17 protein-coding genes, 1 pseudogene and 1 riboswitch are annotated in these 17355 nt (G+C 72.5%); of the genes and pseudogenes, 13 read left to right on the forward strand and 5 right to left on the reverse strand.

The window, feature by feature from the left end:
- The first annotated feature begins 152 nt into the window (after positions 1-152).
- The 4 genes from ddaH to ORI94_RS14855 all read left to right on the forward strand — a co-directional run bounded on the left by ddaH (position 153) and on the right by ORI94_RS14855 (position 5388).
- A complete protein-coding gene (gene ddaH, locus ORI94_RS14840; protein ID WP_042169626.1) occupies positions 153-965 on the forward strand; it encodes a dimethylargininase in 813 nt (270 codons plus the stop codon).
- Entirely contained in the window at positions 962-2188 is a 1227-nt protein-coding gene (gene rocD / locus ORI94_RS14845; RefSeq protein ID WP_266075352.1) for an ornithine--oxo-acid transaminase, read from the forward strand. Before ddaH ends, rocD begins: the two co-directional genes overlap by 4 nt.
- Positions 2189-2340: 152 nt before the next feature.
- The gene (locus ORI94_RS14850; protein ID WP_266075354.1) at positions 2341-4827 is read left to right on the forward strand and encodes a SpoIIE family protein phosphatase; all 2487 of its coding nucleotides are present in this window, start codon (positions 2341-2343) and stop codon (positions 4825-4827) included.
- Between the two features lie 375 nt (positions 4828-5202).
- Positions 5203-5388 carry a hypothetical protein gene (locus ORI94_RS14855; RefSeq protein WP_266075356.1) on the forward strand — a complete coding sequence of 62 codons (186 nt, stop codon included), beginning with the start codon at positions 5203-5205 and terminating at the stop codon, positions 5386-5388.
- Positions 5389-5392: 4 nt separating this feature from the next.
- Here the strand turns inward: ORI94_RS14855 and ORI94_RS14860 are convergent, their stop codons facing one another.
- Positions 5393-5851: an RpiB/LacA/LacB family sugar-phosphate isomerase gene (locus ORI94_RS14860; RefSeq protein ID WP_266075358.1), complete on the reverse strand. Its 459-nt coding sequence runs from the start codon at positions 5849-5851 to the stop codon at positions 5393-5395.
- Between the two features lie 301 nt (positions 5852-6152).
- Between ORI94_RS14860 and ORI94_RS14865 the strand changes: the two genes are divergently transcribed.
- Positions 6153-6878: a lysophospholipid acyltransferase family protein gene (locus tag ORI94_RS14865; protein ID WP_266075360.1), complete on the forward strand. Its 726-nt coding sequence runs from the start codon at positions 6153-6155 to the stop codon at positions 6876-6878.
- A gap of 146 nt (positions 6879-7024) precedes the next feature.
- On the opposite strand, the gene ORI94_RS14870 is transcribed toward ORI94_RS14865, so the two are convergent.
- Positions 7025-7324 carry a type II toxin-antitoxin system Phd/YefM family antitoxin gene (locus ORI94_RS14870; RefSeq protein ID WP_266075362.1) on the reverse strand — a complete coding sequence of 100 codons (300 nt, stop codon included), beginning with the start codon at positions 7322-7324 and terminating at the stop codon, positions 7025-7027.
- Positions 7325-7475: 151 nt separating this feature from the next.
- On the opposite strand from ORI94_RS14870, the gene ORI94_RS14875 reads away from it, so the two are divergent.
- Together ORI94_RS14875 and ORI94_RS14880 are read left to right on the forward strand one after the other, a co-directional pair.
- Entirely contained in the window at positions 7476-7664 is a 189-nt protein-coding gene (locus ORI94_RS14875) for a hypothetical protein (protein ID WP_266075573.1), read from the forward strand.
- A gap of 333 nt (positions 7665-7997) precedes the next feature.
- Positions 7998-8211, forward strand: a riboswitch (cyclic di-AMP (ydaO/yuaA leader).
- 3 nt (positions 8212-8214) lie between these two features.
- Positions 8215-8688, forward strand: coding sequence for a C40 family peptidase (locus ORI94_RS14880; protein WP_266075364.1), 474 nt, complete (start codon positions 8215-8217; stop codon positions 8686-8688).
- A gap of 202 nt (positions 8689-8890) precedes the next feature.
- Here the strand turns inward: ORI94_RS14880 and ORI94_RS14885 are convergent, their stop codons facing one another.
- Entirely contained in the window at positions 8891-9358 is a 468-nt protein-coding gene (locus ORI94_RS14885; RefSeq protein ID WP_266075366.1) for an ATP-binding protein, read from the reverse strand.
- A gap of 214 nt (positions 9359-9572) precedes the next feature.
- On the opposite strand from ORI94_RS14885, the gene ORI94_RS14890 reads away from it, so the two are divergent.
- Positions 9573-10433, forward strand: coding sequence for a helix-turn-helix domain-containing protein (locus ORI94_RS14890; RefSeq protein WP_266075555.1), 861 nt, complete (start codon positions 9573-9575; stop codon positions 10431-10433).
- A gap of 9 nt (positions 10434-10442) precedes the next feature.
- On the forward strand, positions 10443-10667 hold the full coding sequence (locus ORI94_RS14895; protein ID WP_266075368.1) for a DUF397 domain-containing protein: 225 nt from the start codon (positions 10443-10445) through the stop codon (positions 10665-10667).
- 72 nt (positions 10668-10739) lie between these two features.
- Here the strand turns inward: ORI94_RS14895 and ORI94_RS14900 are convergent, their stop codons facing one another.
- A complete protein-coding gene (locus ORI94_RS14900; RefSeq protein WP_266075370.1) occupies positions 10740-11867 on the reverse strand; it encodes an 8-amino-7-oxononanoate synthase in 1128 nt (375 codons plus the stop codon).
- A 146-nt stretch (positions 11868-12013) separates the two neighbouring features.
- Here ORI94_RS14900 and bioB point away from each other — a divergent pair.
- The 4 genes and pseudogenes from bioB to ORI94_RS14920 all read left to right on the forward strand — a co-directional run.
- A pseudogene (gene bioB, locus ORI94_RS14905) lies at positions 12014-13112 on the forward strand (biotin synthase BioB); the annotation flags it as partial.
- A gap of 132 nt (positions 13113-13244) precedes the next feature.
- Positions 13245-14525: an adenosylmethionine--8-amino-7-oxononanoate transaminase gene (locus ORI94_RS14910; protein ID WP_266075374.1), complete on the forward strand. Its 1281-nt coding sequence runs from the start codon at positions 13245-13247 to the stop codon at positions 14523-14525.
- Position 14526: 1 nt separating this feature from the next.
- Positions 14527-15243 (forward strand): dethiobiotin synthase, encoded by a 717-nt coding sequence (bioD, locus tag ORI94_RS14915; RefSeq protein ID WP_266075376.1) that lies wholly within the window; start codon positions 14527-14529, stop codon positions 15241-15243.
- A gap of 165 nt (positions 15244-15408) precedes the next feature.
- Positions 15409-16101: a class I SAM-dependent methyltransferase gene (locus tag ORI94_RS14920; protein ID WP_266075378.1), complete on the forward strand. Its 693-nt coding sequence runs from the start codon at positions 15409-15411 to the stop codon at positions 16099-16101.
- 461 nt (positions 16102-16562) lie between these two features.
- Here the strand turns inward: ORI94_RS14920 and ORI94_RS14925 are convergent, their stop codons facing one another.
- Positions 16563-17147 carry a hypothetical protein gene (locus ORI94_RS14925; protein ID WP_266075380.1) on the reverse strand — a complete coding sequence of 195 codons (585 nt, stop codon included), beginning with the start codon at positions 17145-17147 and terminating at the stop codon, positions 16563-16565.
- Positions 17148-17355 lie beyond the last annotated feature (208 nt).

Genomic DNA, 17355 nt, shown 5'->3' on the forward strand with positions numbered 1-17355 from the left:
CCGCGCGAGGCGCAGCAGGCGTGCGCGCAGCGGGGGGAACACGCAGCATTACTGCGTGAGCGCGCACCTCCTGTTCCTTGTCGCCCGGCCCTGTCGCTTCCTACCGTGGAGACACCCCCGATGACACCGCGTGGAAGCGGAGGCACCCCTCTGTGACCGACACCCGTGTGCCGTCCCGACGGCGCTACCTCGTCTGCGACCCCGGACACTTCGCCGTGCGGTACGCGATCAACCCCTGGATGCGTCCCGACCGTCCCGTCGACCTCGCCCTGGCCCAGCGGCAGTGGCGCACGCTGATCGACGTCTACCGCGCCCACGGTCATACCGTGGAGAGCGTGAAACCGGTACCCGGCCTGCCCGACATGGTGTTCGCCGCGAACGCGGCGGTCGTCGTCGGGGGCCGTGTCCTCGGCTCCCTGTTCCTGTCGCCCGAGCGGCGCCCCGAGTCCGAGCCCTACGAGACCTGGTTCAAGGCGGAGGGCTTCGACGTCCACCGTCCCGAGTCGGTGTGCGAGGGCGAGGGCGACCTGGTTCCCGCCGGGCGCTGGATCCTCGCCGGCACCGGTTTCCGCACCGCCCGCGAGGCACATCACGAGGCGCAGGAGTTCTTCGGTGTGCCCGTGATCGGCCTGACGCTGGTGGATCCGTGCTTCTACCACCTGGACACGGCGCTGTTCGCGCTGGACGAGGAGAACATCGCGTACTACCCGGAGGCGTTCTCGCCGGGGAGCCGCGAGGTACTGGCCCGGCTGTATCCGGACGCGGTGACCGCGACCCGCGAGGACGCGATGGCCTTCGGCCTGAACTCCGTCTCCGACGGACGCCACGTGTTCGTCTCACCGGGGGCGACGGCCCTCGCCGCGCGGCTCGCCGACCGCGGCTACGTTCCCGTTCCCGTCGACCTGTCCGAGTTCCACAAGGCAGGCGGCGGGATCAAGTGCTGCACTCAGGAGATCCGCTCATGACCTCTGCCGCCCGTACCCGTTCGTCCGCCGAGCTGATCGGCGCGGAGGAGCCGGTGCTCGCGCACAACTACCACCCGTTGCCCGTGGTCGTCGCCCGCGCGCAGGGCGCCTGGGTGGAGGACGTGGAGGGCCGCCGCTACCTCGACATGCTGGCCGGCTACTCGGCGCTCAACTTCGGCCACCGGCATCCCGCACTGACCGGGGCGGCGCACCGCCAGCTGGACCGGCTCACGCTGACCTCGCGCGCCTTCCACAACGACCGGCTCGCCGAGTTCGCCGAGCGGCTGGCCGCGCTGACCGGGCTGGACATGGTGCTGCCCATGAACACCGGCGCGGAGGCGGTGGAGAGCGCGGTGAAGGTGGCCCGCAAGTGGGCCTACGACGTGAAGGGCGTCCCGGCCGGCGAGGCGACGATCGTGGTCGCCGCGGACAACTTCCACGGCCGGACGACGACCATCGTCAGCTTCTCGACGGACGAGACCGCCCGCGCCGGCTTCGGGCCCTTCACCCCGGGCTTCCGGGTCGTCCCGTACAACGACCTGGCGGCGCTGGAGGCGGCGGTCGACGGGACGACGGCCGCGGTGCTGATCGAGCCGATCCAGGGCGAGGCAGGGGTGAACATCCCCGACGACGGCTATCTGGCGGGCGTACGGGAGCTGACGCGCCGCGCGGGGTGCCTGTTCGTCGCGGACGAGATCCAGTCGGGACTCGGCCGTACGGGGCACACGCTGGCCGTGGACCACGAGTCGGTCGTCCCGGACATGGTGCTGCTCGGCAAGGCGCTGGGGGGCGGCATCGTCCCGGTGTCGGCGGTGGTGGCCCGGCGCGAGGTGCTCGGGGTGCTGCACCCCGGGGAGCACGGATCGACGTTCGGCGGCAATCCGCTGGCCGCGGCCGTCGGTACGGCGGTGGTGGAACTGCTGGAGACGGGCGAGTTCCAGCGCCGGGCGGCGGACCTGGGCGTGGTGCTGCGCGACGGGCTGGAGTCGCTGCTCGGCCGGGGCGTCGTCGGTTTCCGCTCGCGCGGGCTGTGGGCGGGCGTCGACGTGGACCCGGCGCTCGGCACCGGCCGTGAGGTCAGTGAGCGGCTGATGCGGGAGGGAGTCCTGGTCAAGGACACCCACGGGTCCACCATCCGGCTGGCCCCGCCGCTCACCGTCCGGGGCGAGGAACTCCGGGATGCCCTGGAGACACTGGGGAAGGTGCTGGGCCAGGGCGGCTGACCCGGCCCGTCCCCGTCCTTGTCCGCCCGTCCGGCCGTTTTCACCGGTCCCCGCCTCGCCCGGGAAGCCCGCTGCCCGGTTCCCGGGTGAAGATGGGGACAAGAGGTGGTAGACCACTCTCAGCGACAGAGAGGTCGGCCGTGGGCGGACACGTGAGCGGACATGGGGAGCAGGACGTTGCCCGGCAGCAATTCGACGTGGCCGACGCCGCTCCCCTGCTGCTCGATCCGCAGGGCGTGGTGACGAACTGGACCGGCCCGGCCGAGCGGCTGCTGGGGTACACGGCGGCCGAGGCGGTGGGCGGGAAACTGTCCGATCTGCTGACCGCCGAGGACGCCGAGCGGGTGCCGGAACTGGTCGGGCGCTGCCGGGCCGACGACGGCTGGGCCGGCCTGATGACGGCCCGGCACCGGGACGGACACGTGGTCCCCGTCATGGTCAGGGTGCTGCGGACCGTGGAGCCGCGTGGCCGCTCGTCCCTGCTGGTGCTGCTGTCGGAGCTGGCCGGCTCCTCGGGCTGGGACATGAGCCGCACGATGCTGGAGCAGATGGTCTCCGGATCGGCGATCGGGCTCGCGATCGTGGACACGGACCTGCGGTACGTGTGGTCGAACACCGCGCTCGAGCAGTTCGGCGGCGGCCCCGCGCAGCGGCGGCTGGGCCTGCGGTTCGCCGATATCCAGCCCGGACTGGACGCCGAGGCCGTCGAGGCGCGGATGCGCCACGTCCTGGAGACCGGCGAGTCGGTGGTCGGCTTCGAACACGTCGGCCGGGCCCGTTCGGCGCCGCTGCGGGAAACCGCGCACATGCTGTCGTTCACCCGGCTCGACGACGACCGGGGCAACCCGATGGGCGTCTACTACAGCGTCGTCGACATCACCGACCGGCACCGCGCGCGCCAGCGCCTCGCGCTGCTCGACCGGGCCGGCCGGCACATCGGCCGCACCCTGGACATCATGCACACCGCGCAGGAGCTGGCCGACGTCACCGTCCCGGACCTCGCGGACTTCGTGACCGTGGACCTCCTGGAGACGGTGCTCCGGGGCGCCGAGCTCCCGCCGGGACCGCTCGCGGAGACGGACAGGGTGCCGCTGCTCGGCGCGGGCCACCGGTCCGTGTACGAGGATCTGCCGCGCACGGTCCGGGACATCGGCGCGCCGGTCTCCTATCTGCCCGGTTCACCGCCGGTCCGCTGCCTGACCACGGGCAGGACCTGGCGTCAGGAGCAGCTCGACCCGCTCGCCCTGGAGTGGGCCGAGAGCAGGCCCGGCCTCCGGGAGGCCACGTTCCTGGAACTGGGGCTGCAGAGTGTGATGATCGTGCCGATCCGCGCCCGGGGTGTCACCCTGGGCATCACCGTGTTCTTCCGGCGCCGCCGGGACCCCTTCAGCGAGGACGACTCGAACCTCGCCGAGGACCTCGTCTCGCGCGCCGCGGTCTGTGTGGACAACGCCCGGCGCTACACCAGGGAGCGGAACGCGGCGCTCGTGCTGCAGCGCAGTCTGCTGCCCCACCGGCTCCCCGAGCAGGACGCCGTCGAGGTGGCCGCGTGCTACCGCCCGGCCGACGAGCTGACCGGTCTGGGCGGTGACTGGTACGACCTGATCCCGCTGTCCGGTGCCCGTGTCGCCCTCGTGGTCGGCGAGGTCCCCGGGCACGGTATCGACGCCGCCGCCGCGATGGGCCGGCTGCGGACCGCCGTACGGACCCTGGCCGCGCTGGACCTGCCCCCCGAGGAGGTGCTGGGGCATCTGGACGACCTGGTGTCGCAGTCGGCGTGCGAGGGGGAGGCCGAGCCGGCGGCGGCCTACGGCCAGTCCGTGGGATCCGGTTGCCTGTACATCGTCTACGACCCGGTCGAGGGGCGGTGCGCGATGGCCGCCGCGGGCCATCCCGCGCCCGTCCTGGTGGCGCCCGACGGCTCGGTCGGCTTCGTCGAACTGCCTGCGGGGCCTGCGCTCGGTGTGGGCGGTCCACCGTTCGAAGCGGTGGAGCTGCCCCTGGCCGAGGGCAGCACGGTCGTCCTGCACACCGACGGTCTGCTGGCCGGTGTCCCCGGCGGAAACGACGCGGCCGGGAACGGGACCGGGGACGCGGACCCCGGCCGGGAGCTGCTGCGGCAGGCGCTGCAAGCGGCTCCGGACTCCCTGGAGCAGTGGTGCCGGGCGGTGGTGGACGCTCTGGTACCGGCCCGCCCGTACGACGACGTGGCCATGCTGCTGGCCCGTACCCGGCTCCTGGACGCCGGCCAGGTGGCGGTCTGGGACCTGCCGGCGGATCCGGCCGTGGTGGCCGAGGCTCGCAGGAGGGCCACCCGGCAGCTGGGCCGCTGGGACCTGGACGAGCTGGTCTTCACCACGGAGCTGGTCGTCAGCGAGCTGGTCACCAACGCCATCCGGCATGCCGCCGGCCCCGTCCGGCTGCGGCTGATCCGGGGGCGTGCGCTGGTCTGCGAGGTGTTCGACGGCGGGGCGACCACACCCCATCTGCGTCATCCCCGCGCCATGGACGAGGGCGGGCGCGGGCTGCTGCTGGTCTCGCAGCTCGCCCAGCGGTGGGGCACCCGTTTCGTTCCCGACGGGAAGGTCATCTGGGCCGAGATGTCGCTGACCGGCCCGGACGACCTTTCCCTCGGCTGACGCCGCCGGCATCGCACGTCTCCCGAGCCGCCGGCCCACCCTGCCCGGCATGGTGGCGGCCCTCACCCCGGATCTCGTGTACGCGGACGTCGGCGAGGCTTCCCGGAAGGGACCGGGAGGTCCTGTGAGGAACTGCCGGGCCGCTGCGCGCACGGGGTCGACGGCGTCGGGTCCGCGACGTGGTCACCGCCTTCGTCGGCTTCGGCCGGCACACCGTCGCGTACGGCGGCGCCTGCCGTCTCCCTCCCTCTTGCTGGTCCGCCGCGACGGGCGGGTGGGGTTGCTCGGCCGGGGCACCGGTCACCCGCTCGACGCGCTCCCCGAACCGGCACCGAGGCCCGAGGCGACGACCACGTTCACGCCGGGACGGCCCTCGTGCGCTGCACCGGCGGTCCGGCCGAACGGCGCCGGGGGGACATCGGCACCGGCCTGTTCCGCCTCTGCGAGGCGCTGCGCCGCCACCGGACGCGGGATCCGCAGTCGCCGGCGGACACCGTGCCGCCGGCGCCGCCGCCCGGCGGCGCCGGCGACGGCAGCGCGCTGATCGTCGTCCGGCTGTGACGGTTCAGCCGGTGGTGGGCCGTGTGCCGTCGAGCAGGGCCAGCCGGTCCACGTTGTGCCGGTCCTCCTCGTCCCGGCCGGACACCGGGGCGAACCAGGCGTCGAGGATCTCCCTCAGCTGTGGCTCGGACGTGAGCCGCAGCCCGAGCGCCAGCACGTTGGCGTCGTTCCAGCGGCGTGCGCCGTCCGCCGTGTAGGCGTCCGTGCACAGGGCCGCCCGTACGCCCGGAACCTTGTTGGCCGCGATCGAGGCGCCCGTGCCGGTCCAGCAGCACACCACCGCCTGGTCCGCGGTCCCGTCGGCGACGTCGCGGGCGGCGGCCTCGGAGCAGAACGCCCACCGTGCGTCGCTCCCGGGACTCAGGGCACCGTGCACGCGCACCTCGTGGCCGCGCTCGCGCAGTTCGGCGAGCAGGGCGCGGGCCACGGGTTCGTCCATGTCGGAGGAGACGGAGATCCGCATGGTACGGAGCCTATGGGGTCTCCCCTGCTCGAGTGAAGCCGAGAGCGTGGGAAAGAAGCCCGCCCGGGGTACTCCGCCCGTGGAGCGGGCCGGGTGGAAAGCGCGGCGGCGCGCGTCCTCACCGGCTCGTGCGCCGAAGGGTGTTCAGCCGTACCGCGGGCCCGGCCCGGCCTGCCCCGGGCCTGTCGCACATGGTGCCGGACGGGCCCGCCCCGACCTACACTGACAACCCCACGACGTGCCGGTTGACCTGCTGCAACACGCCGCTGGGCCCGTCCGACGGAGTCGAGGAGCGCGCCCCTTGTTCTACTACCTGCTGAAATACGTACTGCTGGGCCCGCTGCTGAGACTGGTCTTCCAGCCTCGAATAGAGGGCCTGGAGCATGTGCCGTCGTCCGGTGCCGGCATCGTCGCCGGCAACCATCTGTCGTTCTCGGACCACTTCCTGATGCCCGCGATCCTCAAACGGCGCATCACCTTCCTCGCCAAGGCCGAGTACTTCACCGGCCCGGGCATCAAGGGCCGGCTGACGGCGTTCTTCTTCCACAGCGCGGGCCAGATCCCGGTCGACCGCTCCGGCAAGGAGGCAGGGCAGGCCGCGATCCGGGAGGGCCTCGGGGTTCTGGGCAAGGGGGAGTTGCTCGGCATCTATCCGGAGGGCACGCGATCGCACGACGGGCGCCTGTACAAGGGCAAGGTCGGGGTCGCGAAGATGGCCCTCACGGCCGGTGTCCCGGTGGTTCCCTGCGCGATGATCGGCACCTTCGAGGCCCAGCCGCCCGGCAAGGTCGTTCCCCGTATCCATCCCGTGGTGATCCGCTTCGGCGAGCCCCTCGACTTCTCCCGCTACGAAGGCATGGAGGACGAACGGGCGGTCCTGCGTGCGATCACCGACGAGATCATGTACGCCATTCTGAAGCTGTCCGGGCAGGAATACGTCGACCAGTACGCGGCCGTCGCCAAGGCGGAGGAGGCCGAGCGCAAGGCGCAGGAGAAGCGCCGCCTCCCGCGGCTGCCGCGGAACTGAACCGCCCGGTGGACGAGCGGTGAGGGGCGGCCGGACGACTCCGCGGGCCCCGCCCCGCGCGGGCGCCCGCGGCCCGGGGGGCGGGAGAAGCGCCGCCTCCCGCGGCTGCCGCGGAACTGAACCGCTCGTCCACCGGGTCCCGGCTCTCAGGGTCTCCTACGGCGCGGCTGTTCCGCGGCGATGCCGAAGCGCTGCTGTTCGCGGGGAGCGGACGCGGCCGTCCCGTGGACACCGGCCACCGTGCTGACCACCTGCTCGCCGACGGGCTCCCGGTCCTCGTCGAGTTCCTGGAGCCGGTCGAGTCGTCGCAGGTCGTCGGCGGACACGAGGGCGACGAGAGGCTTTCCGTGCCGGGTCACGACGACGCGCTCACCGCCGTACACCACGCGGTTGATCAGGTCCGCGAGCTCAGCCCTCGCTTGCGTCACCGGAATCTCGTAGGCCATGCCCCATCATAACGTCCTGTACGTCCTGTACGTTTTTGACAGAGGGTCGCCACGAGGAGGGGTCCATGACCCGCCCGCCCGCCACGTCCCGCCCGGGTCCACCGACCCCACGGCGCCCGGGCGCCGGCCCACGGATCCGTGCGCGAAGCCGATGGAGGAGCGGATCGCCCTCCCGGGAAGGCCGATCGACGAGACCTTTGAGGACGACCCGGTCGCCCGGTTCACGCACCGGCGCGGCGAGACCGAACCGCATGCCGCCACGCCGGCCCGGGCCCTGCGGGTACTGGACGGCGCCCGGCGCACGGCCCGGGTCACGCTGCCGCCGGGCTCCGGCAGTTGACGCCCGTACCGGTCCCACCGCGGTCGGCGTCGGCAACACGTCCGCACCCGAGTCGAAACGGACCAAAAGGGGTACCACCAACCGGCGTAGGCGAACCACTTCTTTTCGGACCGCCACGGTTGCGCACCACGCGCGGCCACGCACCGGAGCAGGCCACTGCGATGCTGGTCCGGGACTCCTCGAGACTCCGGACGGCAGCCCGGATGCGAGGCTGTCCACCCGAACGGATGAGTGGTGAGTAACAACACAAACCCCCGGTTCAGTTGGGATTTCGGACCGGCGGTTGCCAAGATCGCTCACTGACGACAAGACCCCGCCACCGCGGCGGGGCGATCCGGGCGGACGCCGAGTCCTGCCGCCGCCCGGATGACCGGTCGACAGGAGTGGATCGGCAGGAGTGGAGGACCCAAGCACGACGGGTCGCCGGAACGGGAGTTCGACTCCCGAGCCGAGCAGCCCTTGGGGTGAAGCCGCACTCGTGCGGCCGGGCAACTTCGCCAGCCCGAATCCGACAGGTCATCCTTCACAGGCGGCTGACGAAGGGTTGCGCATGACCGCGCTCAATCGTGTCCCGTCTCTCATGGCCAGGGCCGGCACGGCCTCGGCCCTCACCCTCGCCGCCGTGGGCGGCTCGATCGTCCTCCCGGGCACCGCCCCGGAGGCCTCGGCCGCGACCACGGCCACCAAAGCCCTCCAGGTCGCGGCGTCCAAGAAGGGCGCGCCCTACCGCTGGGGCGCCACCGGACCGAGCCGCTTCGACTGCTCCGGACTGACCCTCTACTCCTTCAAGAAGGCAGGCAAGGCACTGCCCCGTACCGCAGCCCAGCAGTACAACAAGACCCGCCACGTCTCCGCCTCGAACCGCAAGGCGGGGGACCTGGTCTTCTTCCATTCGGGCCGGAACGTCTACCACGTGGGCATCTACGCGGGCCAGGGCAAGCTCTGGCACGCCCCGAAGACCGGGGATGTGGTGCGCCTGCAGAAGATCTGGACCAACAGCGTCTGGTACGGCCGGGTGAAGTGATCCGCGAGGGCGGCGGCACCCCCCTGCCGCCGCCCCGCCGGACACGCCGAACGGCACCCGGACAACACACCGGCGTGGCGGCTCGAGGATCTGCGCATCGCCCGAACAGATGAGCAGGCCCGCTTCCCGGTCCCCTCCCGGTCCTCCTTCCGGTTCTCTCCCTGCTCGCTCCTCCACCTCGCCCGCGTTCCTGCCGTGGCCCCTACGGTTCCTGCCTGCCTGCCGCCTCGACCGCCGTGACCGCAACGGCGGGGACGGTCCACGGGAGGACGACGGAGACGGTTTTTCCGCCCTCCCTGGTCGGGCGGACCCTCATCCTGCCGCCGCACTCCACGGCCAGCCAGCGGATGATGACCAGCCCCCGGCCGTTGTCCTGCTGGACCGCGGCGGGGAGCCGTCTGGGGAACCTCGGATGGCTGTCGGTGACCCCGATGCACAGCCGGCCGTCGCGGTCGAGGGCGACGTCCACGGTGAACGTGGGCGACTGCCCCAGGGTGTGCTGCACGGCGTTGGTCGCGAGTTCGGACACGATCAGCCGGACGGTGTCGGACACTTCCGTGTCCTCCGGCATGCCCCACTCCGCCAGCGTGCCCACCACATGGGCGCGGGCCGCGGAGACCGAGGCAGGATCGCTCGGCAGAGTGATGGACGCTTCCAGGTGGTCTGCCATGGCGATGTCGTCCCTTTCCACGGGACCGCAGTCCGACACGGAGCGGCTGATTCGAGTACGGTCCCGCACTGGTGCTTCGTCGTCAGACTGCCATCACCACGGACCGTCGGCGACGATACGGCCAAGATATGCATATATCTGTCGCTCAAAGCGGTGAACTCTGCGACGGGAGACCGTGCACGGGTGGCCCTGAGGGAGTAAGGGGGAAGCCATGATGCAGCACGGTCCCGCGGTGCGCCGCCGGAAACTGGGCGCCGAACTGCGCTCGCTGCGCACATCGGCGGGGTTCACCAGTGGTGAGGCAGCCCGGTTGGTGGGCTGGCACCAGTCGAAGGTGAGCCGGATCGAGACGGGCACGAGCGGGGTGAAACCGGCCGATGTGCGGTTACTGCTCGACGCCTACGACCTGACCGATCCTCAGGTGCGGGAGTTGTTGATGGTGTTGGCGGGGTCGGACGACAGCGACGGACGGCACCACTGGTGGCACGCGTACCGGGGTGTACTGCCGCCCACCTACCGGGACTTCATCAGTCTGGAGTCCCAGGCCAGCGCGATGCGCACGCTGGAGACCACCGTGGTGCCCGGGCTGCTGCAGACACCGGAGTACGCGCGGGCCGTGACGGAGGCGGCGCTGGAGGACGCTTCGCAGGAGCGGCTGGACACACTGGTGGAGGTGCGGCTGGCCCGGCAGGACGTCCTGCGGGCGGACCCGCCGCTGGGGTTCAGCGCGGTCCTGGACGAGGCGGTGCTGCGCCGGCAGGTGGGCGGCCCCGGCGTCATGACCCGCCAGCTGGAACGGCTCGTGGAGGCGGCACGCCTTCCCCAAGTGCGTCTTCAGGTACTGCCGTTCACCGCCGGGGCACACATCGGCGTCACCGGCCCTTTCGTCATCTTCTCATTTTCGCGCACTTCCGATCTGGATGTTGTAGTGCTCGACCACTTGACGAGTAGCCTCTATCTGGAGCGGAAAGAAGACCTCCGGGTGTACTCGGAGGCTTTCAACGCGCTTTCGATCCACGCCCTTTCACCCGAGGACTCGTTGGATTTCATCGCCGGGACAGCTGCCGGCGTGTAAGGAGGCACGATGCCCGCACCGCCTCGGACCCTTCCCTCCAGCACCGACCTGCACGGTGTGCGGTGGCTGCGCAGCAGCCACAGCACGGGCGCGAACAACTGCGTCGAGACTGCCCGGCCCGCCGCCGGCCCCGGTGCCGGACTGCTCGCCGTGCGCGACTCCAAGGACCCGGACGGACCCGCGCTGCTCATCTCCCCCGGGAGCTGGACGAAGTTCGTGGCCGCGGTTCACTGACCTGCCGCTCCTTGGCCCCCACTCGCACTCGACCCTCCGTCATCGGGCGGCTCACGGCCGTGCCTCGCCGACTCATGGCCGCGTCTCGCCGATCACCTGTACAGCGCGTTCGATCTCGGCCCCGGACAGGTCCGCACGGGCGGTCAGTCTGAGCCGTGAGATGCCGTCGGGCACGGAAGGAGGACGGAAGCAGCCCACGGACAGGCCGGCCGCCCGGCAGTCGGCCGCCCATCGCACGGCCTGCTCCGGGGACGGGGCACGCACGGAGACGACCGCGGCGTCGGGGCGTACGGCTTCGAGGCCCGCGGCCGTCAGCCGGTTGTGCAGGTCCCGTGCCACCGCGCCCGCCCGGGCCGCGCGCCCTGGCTCACGGCGCAGCAGCCGCAGGGCCGAGAGCGCGGCGCCCGCGGCCGCCGGGGCGAGGCCCGTGTCGAAGATGAACGTCCGGGCCGTGTTGACCAGATGCTCGACGACCCGTGCCGGACCGAGCACGGCTCCGCCCTGGCTGCCGAGCGACTTGGAGAGCGTGAGCGTCGCCACGACGTCCCCGGCGCCGGCGAGCCCCGCCGCGTACGGGGCGCCGCGTCCGCCGTCGCCGAGCACCCCGAGGCCGTGGGCGTCGTCGAGCACCAGTCCCGCGCCGTGTTCACGGCACACCCCGGCCAGCGCGGCGAGCGGGGCGGCGTCCCCGTCGACCGAGAAGACCGTGTCGGACACGGCGACGGCGGCTCCGTCGTGCCCGCTCAGCGCCTTGCGCGCGGAGTCGGGGTCGGCGTGCGCCACGACCTGCGTCCTGCCCCGGGCCAGTCGGCAGCCGTCGATCAGGGAGGCGTGGTTGCCCGCGTCGGACACGATCAGCGAGCCGTGCGGGGCCAGCGCGGTGACGGCGGCGAGGTTGGCCGCGTAGCCGGAGGAGAGGACGAGGGCCGCCTCGAAGCCGCAGAAGTCGGCCAGTTCGCCTTCCAGCTCGGTGTGCAGTTCGGTGGTGCCGGTGACGAGCCGGGACCCGGTGGCCCCGCCGCCCCAGGTCCGCGCCGCCCGCGCCGCGCCCTCGGCCACTTCCGGATGCCGGGCCAGGCCCAGGTAGTCGTTGCTCGCCAGATCGAGGAGCGGTGCGTCGGCGGCCCGCGGGCGCAGGGTCCGTACGAGCCCGGCCCTGCGGCGCAGCGCCGCCTGCTCGTCGATCCATCCGAACGCCATGGGTCCTCCGGTGGCTTTGTAGGCAATGGACAGACACTAGCGGGGCGGTCGGCGGACCACTGTGTGGCCATGCCCACAGCCGTCAGCGCCTCTGTTGTACGAACCCTCCTTGGCCGGGACGGCGGAATAGGACAGGATCGGCTCCCATGGACCTGCTGAACACGCTGGTGGACAAGGGGCTTCGGCGCGAGACGCCGACCCGTGAGGAAGCGCTGGCCGTCCTCGGGACGTCCGACGACGATCTGCTCGACGTGGTGGCCGCGGCCGGGAAGGTACGGCGGCACTGGTTCGGGCGGCGGGTGAAACTCAACTATCTGGTCAACCTCAAGTCCGGCCTGTGCCCGGAGGACTGCTCCTACTGTTCCCAGCGGCTCGGCTCGAAGGCCGGCATCCTGAAGTACACCTGGCTCAAGCCCGAGCAGGCCTCGGACGCGGCCGCGGCCGGGCTGGCGGGCGGCGCCAAGCGGGTGTGCCTGGTGGCCAGCGGCCGCGGTCCGACCGACCGTGACGTGGACCGCGTCTCCGACACCATCAGGGCGATCAAGGAGGGCAACGAGGGCGTCGAGGTGTGCGCCTGCCTCGGACTGCTCTCCGAGGGCCAGGCGGAGCGGCTGCGCGAGGCGGGCGCGGACGCCTACAACCACAACCTCAACACCTCCGAGGCCACCTACGGGGGCATCACCACCACGCACACGTACGCCGACCGCGTGGACACCGTGCAGAAGGCGCACGCGGCCGGTCTGTCCGCCTGCTCCGGGCTGATCGCCGGCCTGGGTGAGAGCGACGCGGACCTGGTCGACGTGGTCTTCGCGCTGCGCGCACTGGACCCGGACTCGGTGCCGGTGAACTTCCTGATCCCGTTCGAGGGCACACCGCTCGCGAAGGAGTGGAACCTCAGCCCGCAGCGGTGCCTCAGGATCCTGGCGATGGTGCGGTTCGTGTGCCCGGACGCCGAGGTGCGGATCGCGGGCGGCCGGGAGGTGCATCTGCGCACGATGCAGCCGCTCGCGCTGCACCTGGCCAACTCGATCTTCCTCGGTGACTACCTCACCAGTGAGGGCCAGGCGGGCCGGGCCGACCTGGAGATGATCGCGGACGCCGGGTTCGAGGTGGAGGGCACCGACCGCGTGACACTGCCCGGACACCGGGCGGGCGCGGGTGCGGGCGGATGCGGGTCGCCCGACGGGGGTGACGGATGCGGGTCGCACGAGGGCGGTGGCGGGTGCGGGTCGGCATCCTTTGGCGCCGGGGCGTGCGTGGACACGGGGGCGGACGCGGGTCCGGGAACGGTGAGCGAGGGGACGGGCCGGGCCGGCGAACCGCGTACCGGTCTCGTCGCCGTCCGCCGGCGGGGCGCCGGAACGGATCTCGCCCCCAATGCCTGAGCGGTCCGTACCCGAGCTTCTCGAGCTGGACCGGCGGCATGTCTGGCATCCGTACGGGCCCATGCCCGGCCGCGGGGAACCACTCGTCGTGGAGTCGGCGAACGGGGTGCGGCTGCGGCTCGCCGACGGCTCGGGCGAACTGGTCGACGGGATGTCGTCCTGGTGGTCGGTGATCCACGGCTACAACCACCCCGTGCTGAACGAGGCCGTGCGCGACCAGCTGGGACGGATGAGTCATGTGATGTTCGGCGGGCTCACGCACGAGCCCGCCGTCCGGCTGGCGAAGCTCCTTGTCGACATGTCACCCGACGGCCTCGAGCATGTCTTCCTCGCCGACTCGGGTTCGGTGTCGGTCGAGGTGGCCGTCAAGATGTGCCTGCAGTACTGGCGTTCGCTCGGGCGGCCCGGGAAGCGGCGGCTGCTGACCTGGCGGGGCGGCTACCACGGCGACACCTGGCAGCCGATGTCGGTCTGCGATCCCGAGGGCGGGATGCACGAGCTGTGGACCGGGGTGCTCCCGGAGCAGGTGTTCGCGAAGGCCCCGCCCGCCGAGTACGAGGAGTCGTACGCCGAGCACCTGCGGGAGCTGATCGGGCGGCACGCCGGCGAACTGGCGGCCGTGGTCGTCGAGCCGGTGGTGCAGGGCGCGGGCGGCATGCGCTTCCACTCCCCCGCGTATCTGCGGGTGCTGCGCGAGGCGTGCGACGCGCACGACGTGCTGCTGGTGTTCGACGAGATCGCGACCGGGTTCGGCCGTACGGGCGCGCTGTTCGCGGCGGGGCACGCGGCGGTGACGCCGGACGTGATGTGCGTGGGCAAGGCGCTGACCGGCGGCTATCTGACCATGGCGGCGACGCTGTGCACCGCGCGGGTGGCCGACGGCATCTCGCGCGGCGACGTGCCGGTGCTGGCGCACGGTCCGACGTTCATGGGCAACCCGCTGGCGGCGGCCGTGGCCTGCGCCTCGATCGAGCTGCTGCTCGGGCAGGACTGGCTCGCGGAGGTCAAGCGCATCGAGTCGGGCCTGCGGGAAGGGCTGGCGCCGGCGGCCGGGCTGCCGGGCATCCGTGACGTGCGGGTCCTCGGCGCCATCGGCGTCGTCCAGCTCGATCGCGCGGTGGACATGAGGGCGGCCACGCGCGCGGCGGCGCGCCGGGGCGTGTGGCTGAGGCCGTTCCGGGATCTGATCTACACCATGCCGCCGTACGTCACCGGCGACACGGACGTGGCCCGGATCGCGGACGCGGTGTGCACGGCGGCCGAGGAGGGATGACATGCCGGTACTGGTGGTCACGGGCACGGGCACCGAGGTCGGGAAGACGGTGGTGACGGCCGCGGTCGCCGCGACGGCGCTCGGGGCCGGCCGGTCGGTGGCCGTGCTGAAGGCGGCCCAGACCGGGGTGCGGCCGGACGAGCCCGGGGACGCCGAGGAGGTCGTGCGGCTCGCCGGGGCCGTCACGGCCGCCGAACTGGCCCGGTATCCCGACCCGCTGGCGCCCGCCACCGCCGCCCGCCGGGCGGGCCGGGCGCCGGTGCGTCCGCACGACGTGGCCGAGACCGCCGCCAAGCTGGCCGCCGAGCACGATCTGGTGCTGGTGGAGGGAGCGGGCGGGCTGCTCGTGCGGTTCGACGAGGACGGCGGGACCCTGGCGGACGCGGCGGCGCTGCTGTCGGCGCCGGTGCTGGTGGTGGCGGCGGCGGGCCTCGGCACCCTGAACGTCACGGAACTGACGACCCGTGAACTGCGCTCGCGCGGGCTCGCCCCCGCGGGCGTGGTGATCGGCAGCTGGCCCGCAAGGCCCGGTCTGGCCGAGCGCTGCAACCTGCGGGACCTGCCGGAGGTGACGGGGGTACCGCTGCTGGGCGCGGTGCCGGCCGGCGCGGCGGCCCTCGGCCCGGCCGGCTTCCGGACGTCGGCGCCCGGGTGGCTGGCGGCGCGACTGGACGGCACGTGGGACGCGGCGGTGTTCCGGGGGCGGGAGGCCGGCTGATCCCCCGCGCGGGCCCTGTGCCCCGGGCGCCGGTGCGAGGGGTGCGCGGGGTGCTCACGGGGGACAATCACGGTAGGGCCCCGGTCGGCCCGGGGCTCGTCCTGCGGGAGGCGGGGCCCTCGTGACCTGCCTCGGCTCCCGGATTCGTCCAGACAGGGAGGCCCCATGTCCGCCGGCTCCGCGAAAGTGGCGCGGGATCCCGTGCACCACCCGCTGTTCGCCCGTTGCTACGCCCGGGTCAGTGAGGCCGCCGAGACCCGTGCGGGCATGGCCGCGGTCCGCCGGCGGCTGCTCGGCGGACTGTCCGGGCGGGTGATCGAGGTGGGCGCGGGCAACGGCCTCAACTTCGCGCACTATCCGGACACCGTCTCGGAGGTCGTCGCCATCGAACCGGAGCGGGTGCTGCGCAGGCTCGCCGTGGAGGCCGCCCCGCGTGCCGCCGTGCCGGTGGATGTCGCGCCGGGTGCGGCGGAGGCGCTGCCGGTCAAGAGCGAGGCGTTCGACGCGGCGGTGGTCTCCCTGGTGCTGTGCAGTGTGCGGGACGTGCCGCGGGCGCTCGCGGAGCTCCGGAGGGTGCTGCGGCCGGGCGGCGAGGTGCGGTTCTTCGAGCACGGGCGGGGCGGCGGCCGGGTCATGCGCTTCACCCAGCGCGCCCTGGACCGGACGGTGTGGCCGCTGCTGACGGGGGGCTGTCACGTGGCGCGGGAGCCGGTCGGCGCGCTGCGGGAGGCGGGCTTCGAACTCGGCCCGTACCGGCGGACGCTGATGCCGGAGAACGGGCCCGCGCTGCCGACGTCGTACTGCGTGCTGGGCACCGCCTGGCGGCCGTCGGACGACGCGGCGACGGATACGCGCTGATCACCGGCTCCGGTCGCCCGCCTGTTCCGGGACTCCGGCTGCTCGCTCGCTCCAGCTGCGCGGCGGCGGTGTCGTGCACGGAGGCCTCGCCGTTCTTGACCGGTCCGGTCGCCGCCATGGAGGAGATCCGGGGCCCGGAGGAACCTCACCCCCCGCATCGATTCGCCGGACTTGCCGCCGGACGTCGTCACCGCCCGGAAGCAGCGGATCATGTTCAAGACCCGCACCGTCCGGGGAGCGGACGGCGCCCTCAGCGAGGCCGAGGAGCCGCGGGCCACCGTCAACCACTGGTCGCCGGCCTCCACGTCGGCCTCGACGGTGCGGAGGCCGGGCTCGCCCGGCTCGACGGCCGCTCCGCCGTCCGCCTCGGCATGCCCGACCTCAGCCGCGTGGTCGGGCGAACCGGCACCGGCCCAGAACCCTCAGCAGACGATGACTGACGCAGCGAGGCCAGGCTCGGCTCATCGCCAGCCCGGGTTGTCGGTGGGCACGAACTCTCCGAAGAGTGACTCGTACTCATCCCCGGACTCAGTGACCACCAGGTGGTCCGGTTCCGTCCTCAGCACCGCACTCCTGAGCCGGGCGACGAGCTCGGACACAGGCACCCGGTCCAGCGACAGGGCCGCAGCAACCTGCGCCCGATGCTCGACAATCGCAGGCTCGTCGCTGACTCGGTCCTTTTCGAGGAGTACAGCAGCGGCCTCCATGGCCTCCAGCCTTCCGCCGCCCGAGAACTTCAGGCAGTCCTGCCACACGGCCAGACCGGTGACGATCTCCAACGCCTGCTTCAAGTCATCAGCGATCAGACCGCCCTGGCCCTCGGAGCTTGCGTACATCACGGGGCGACGCCCGTCCTCGTCAAGGCACAGGAAGAAGGTCCCGCCGGCCCAGTCACCAGCGATGGCCTCCAGCCAGGCACCGGAGGCCGCGCGGACCGCCTCACCGTGTTCCTTGCGGAAGATGCCGAACTCGAAGGAGGAATGCAGCAGTTCAGCGACGTCCGGGGTGTCCCGGATCAATGCGAGCAGATGATCGGTTGAGGTCACGGCGCGGACCTTAACAGGAGCCACCGACACGGACCCGACCCCAGAAGCAGAGAAGCACCTCGCCGGAAGCGAGGTGCGAAGGCGGGTCCCTCACCAGCAAGCCATTCAGTGGGTTCAGCCAATCCCCGGTCGGCGACCCGGAGGTCTCCCGGGGTCTGCCGCCCGGCGAACATCAGCAGCCGGGCGAGGCCGACGCGCAGGTCGTCCA

It is taken from the genome of Streptomyces sp. NEAU-W12, from assembly GCF_026242095.1.
In the GTDB taxonomy this organism is placed as follows: domain Bacteria; phylum Actinomycetota; class Actinomycetes; order Streptomycetales; family Streptomycetaceae; genus Streptomyces.

Bases quoted from the DNA above. Each gene is read 5' to 3' on its own strand.
- ORI94_RS14910 (WP_266075374.1), top strand. From the start codon at position 13,245: ATGCCTGAGCGGTCCGTACCCGAGCTTCTCGAGCTGGACCGGCGGCAT.
- bioD (WP_266075376.1), top strand. From the start codon at position 14,527: ATGCCGGTACTGGTGGTCACGGGCACGGGCACCGAGGTCGGGAAGACG.
- ORI94_RS14875 (WP_266075573.1), top strand. From the start codon at position 7,476: ATGGAGGAGCGGATCGCCCTCCCGGGAAGGCCGATCGACGAGACCTTT.
- ORI94_RS14895 (WP_266075368.1), top strand. From the start codon at position 10,443: ATGCCCGCACCGCCTCGGACCCTTCCCTCCAGCACCGACCTGCACGGT.
- ORI94_RS14885 (WP_266075366.1), bottom strand. From the start codon at position 9,358: ATGGCAGACCACCTGGAAGCGTCCATCACTCTGCCGAGCGATCCTGCC.
- rocD (WP_266075352.1), top strand. From the start codon at position 962: ATGACCTCTGCCGCCCGTACCCGTTCGTCCGCCGAGCTGATCGGCGCG.
- ORI94_RS14880 (WP_266075364.1), top strand. From the start codon at position 8,215: ATGACCGCGCTCAATCGTGTCCCGTCTCTCATGGCCAGGGCCGGCACG.
- ORI94_RS14860 (WP_266075358.1), bottom strand. From the start codon at position 5,851: ATGCGGATCTCCGTCTCCTCCGACATGGACGAACCCGTGGCCCGCGCC.
- ORI94_RS14870 (WP_266075362.1), bottom strand. From the start codon at position 7,324: ATGGCCTACGAGATTCCGGTGACGCAAGCGAGGGCTGAGCTCGCGGAC.
- ORI94_RS14920 (WP_266075378.1), top strand. From the start codon at position 15,409: ATGTCCGCCGGCTCCGCGAAAGTGGCGCGGGATCCCGTGCACCACCCG.
- ORI94_RS14900 (WP_266075370.1), bottom strand. From the start codon at position 11,867: ATGGCGTTCGGATGGATCGACGAGCAGGCGGCGCTGCGCCGCAGGGCC.
- ORI94_RS14890 (WP_266075555.1), top strand. From the start codon at position 9,573: ATGCAGCACGGTCCCGCGGTGCGCCGCCGGAAACTGGGCGCCGAACTG.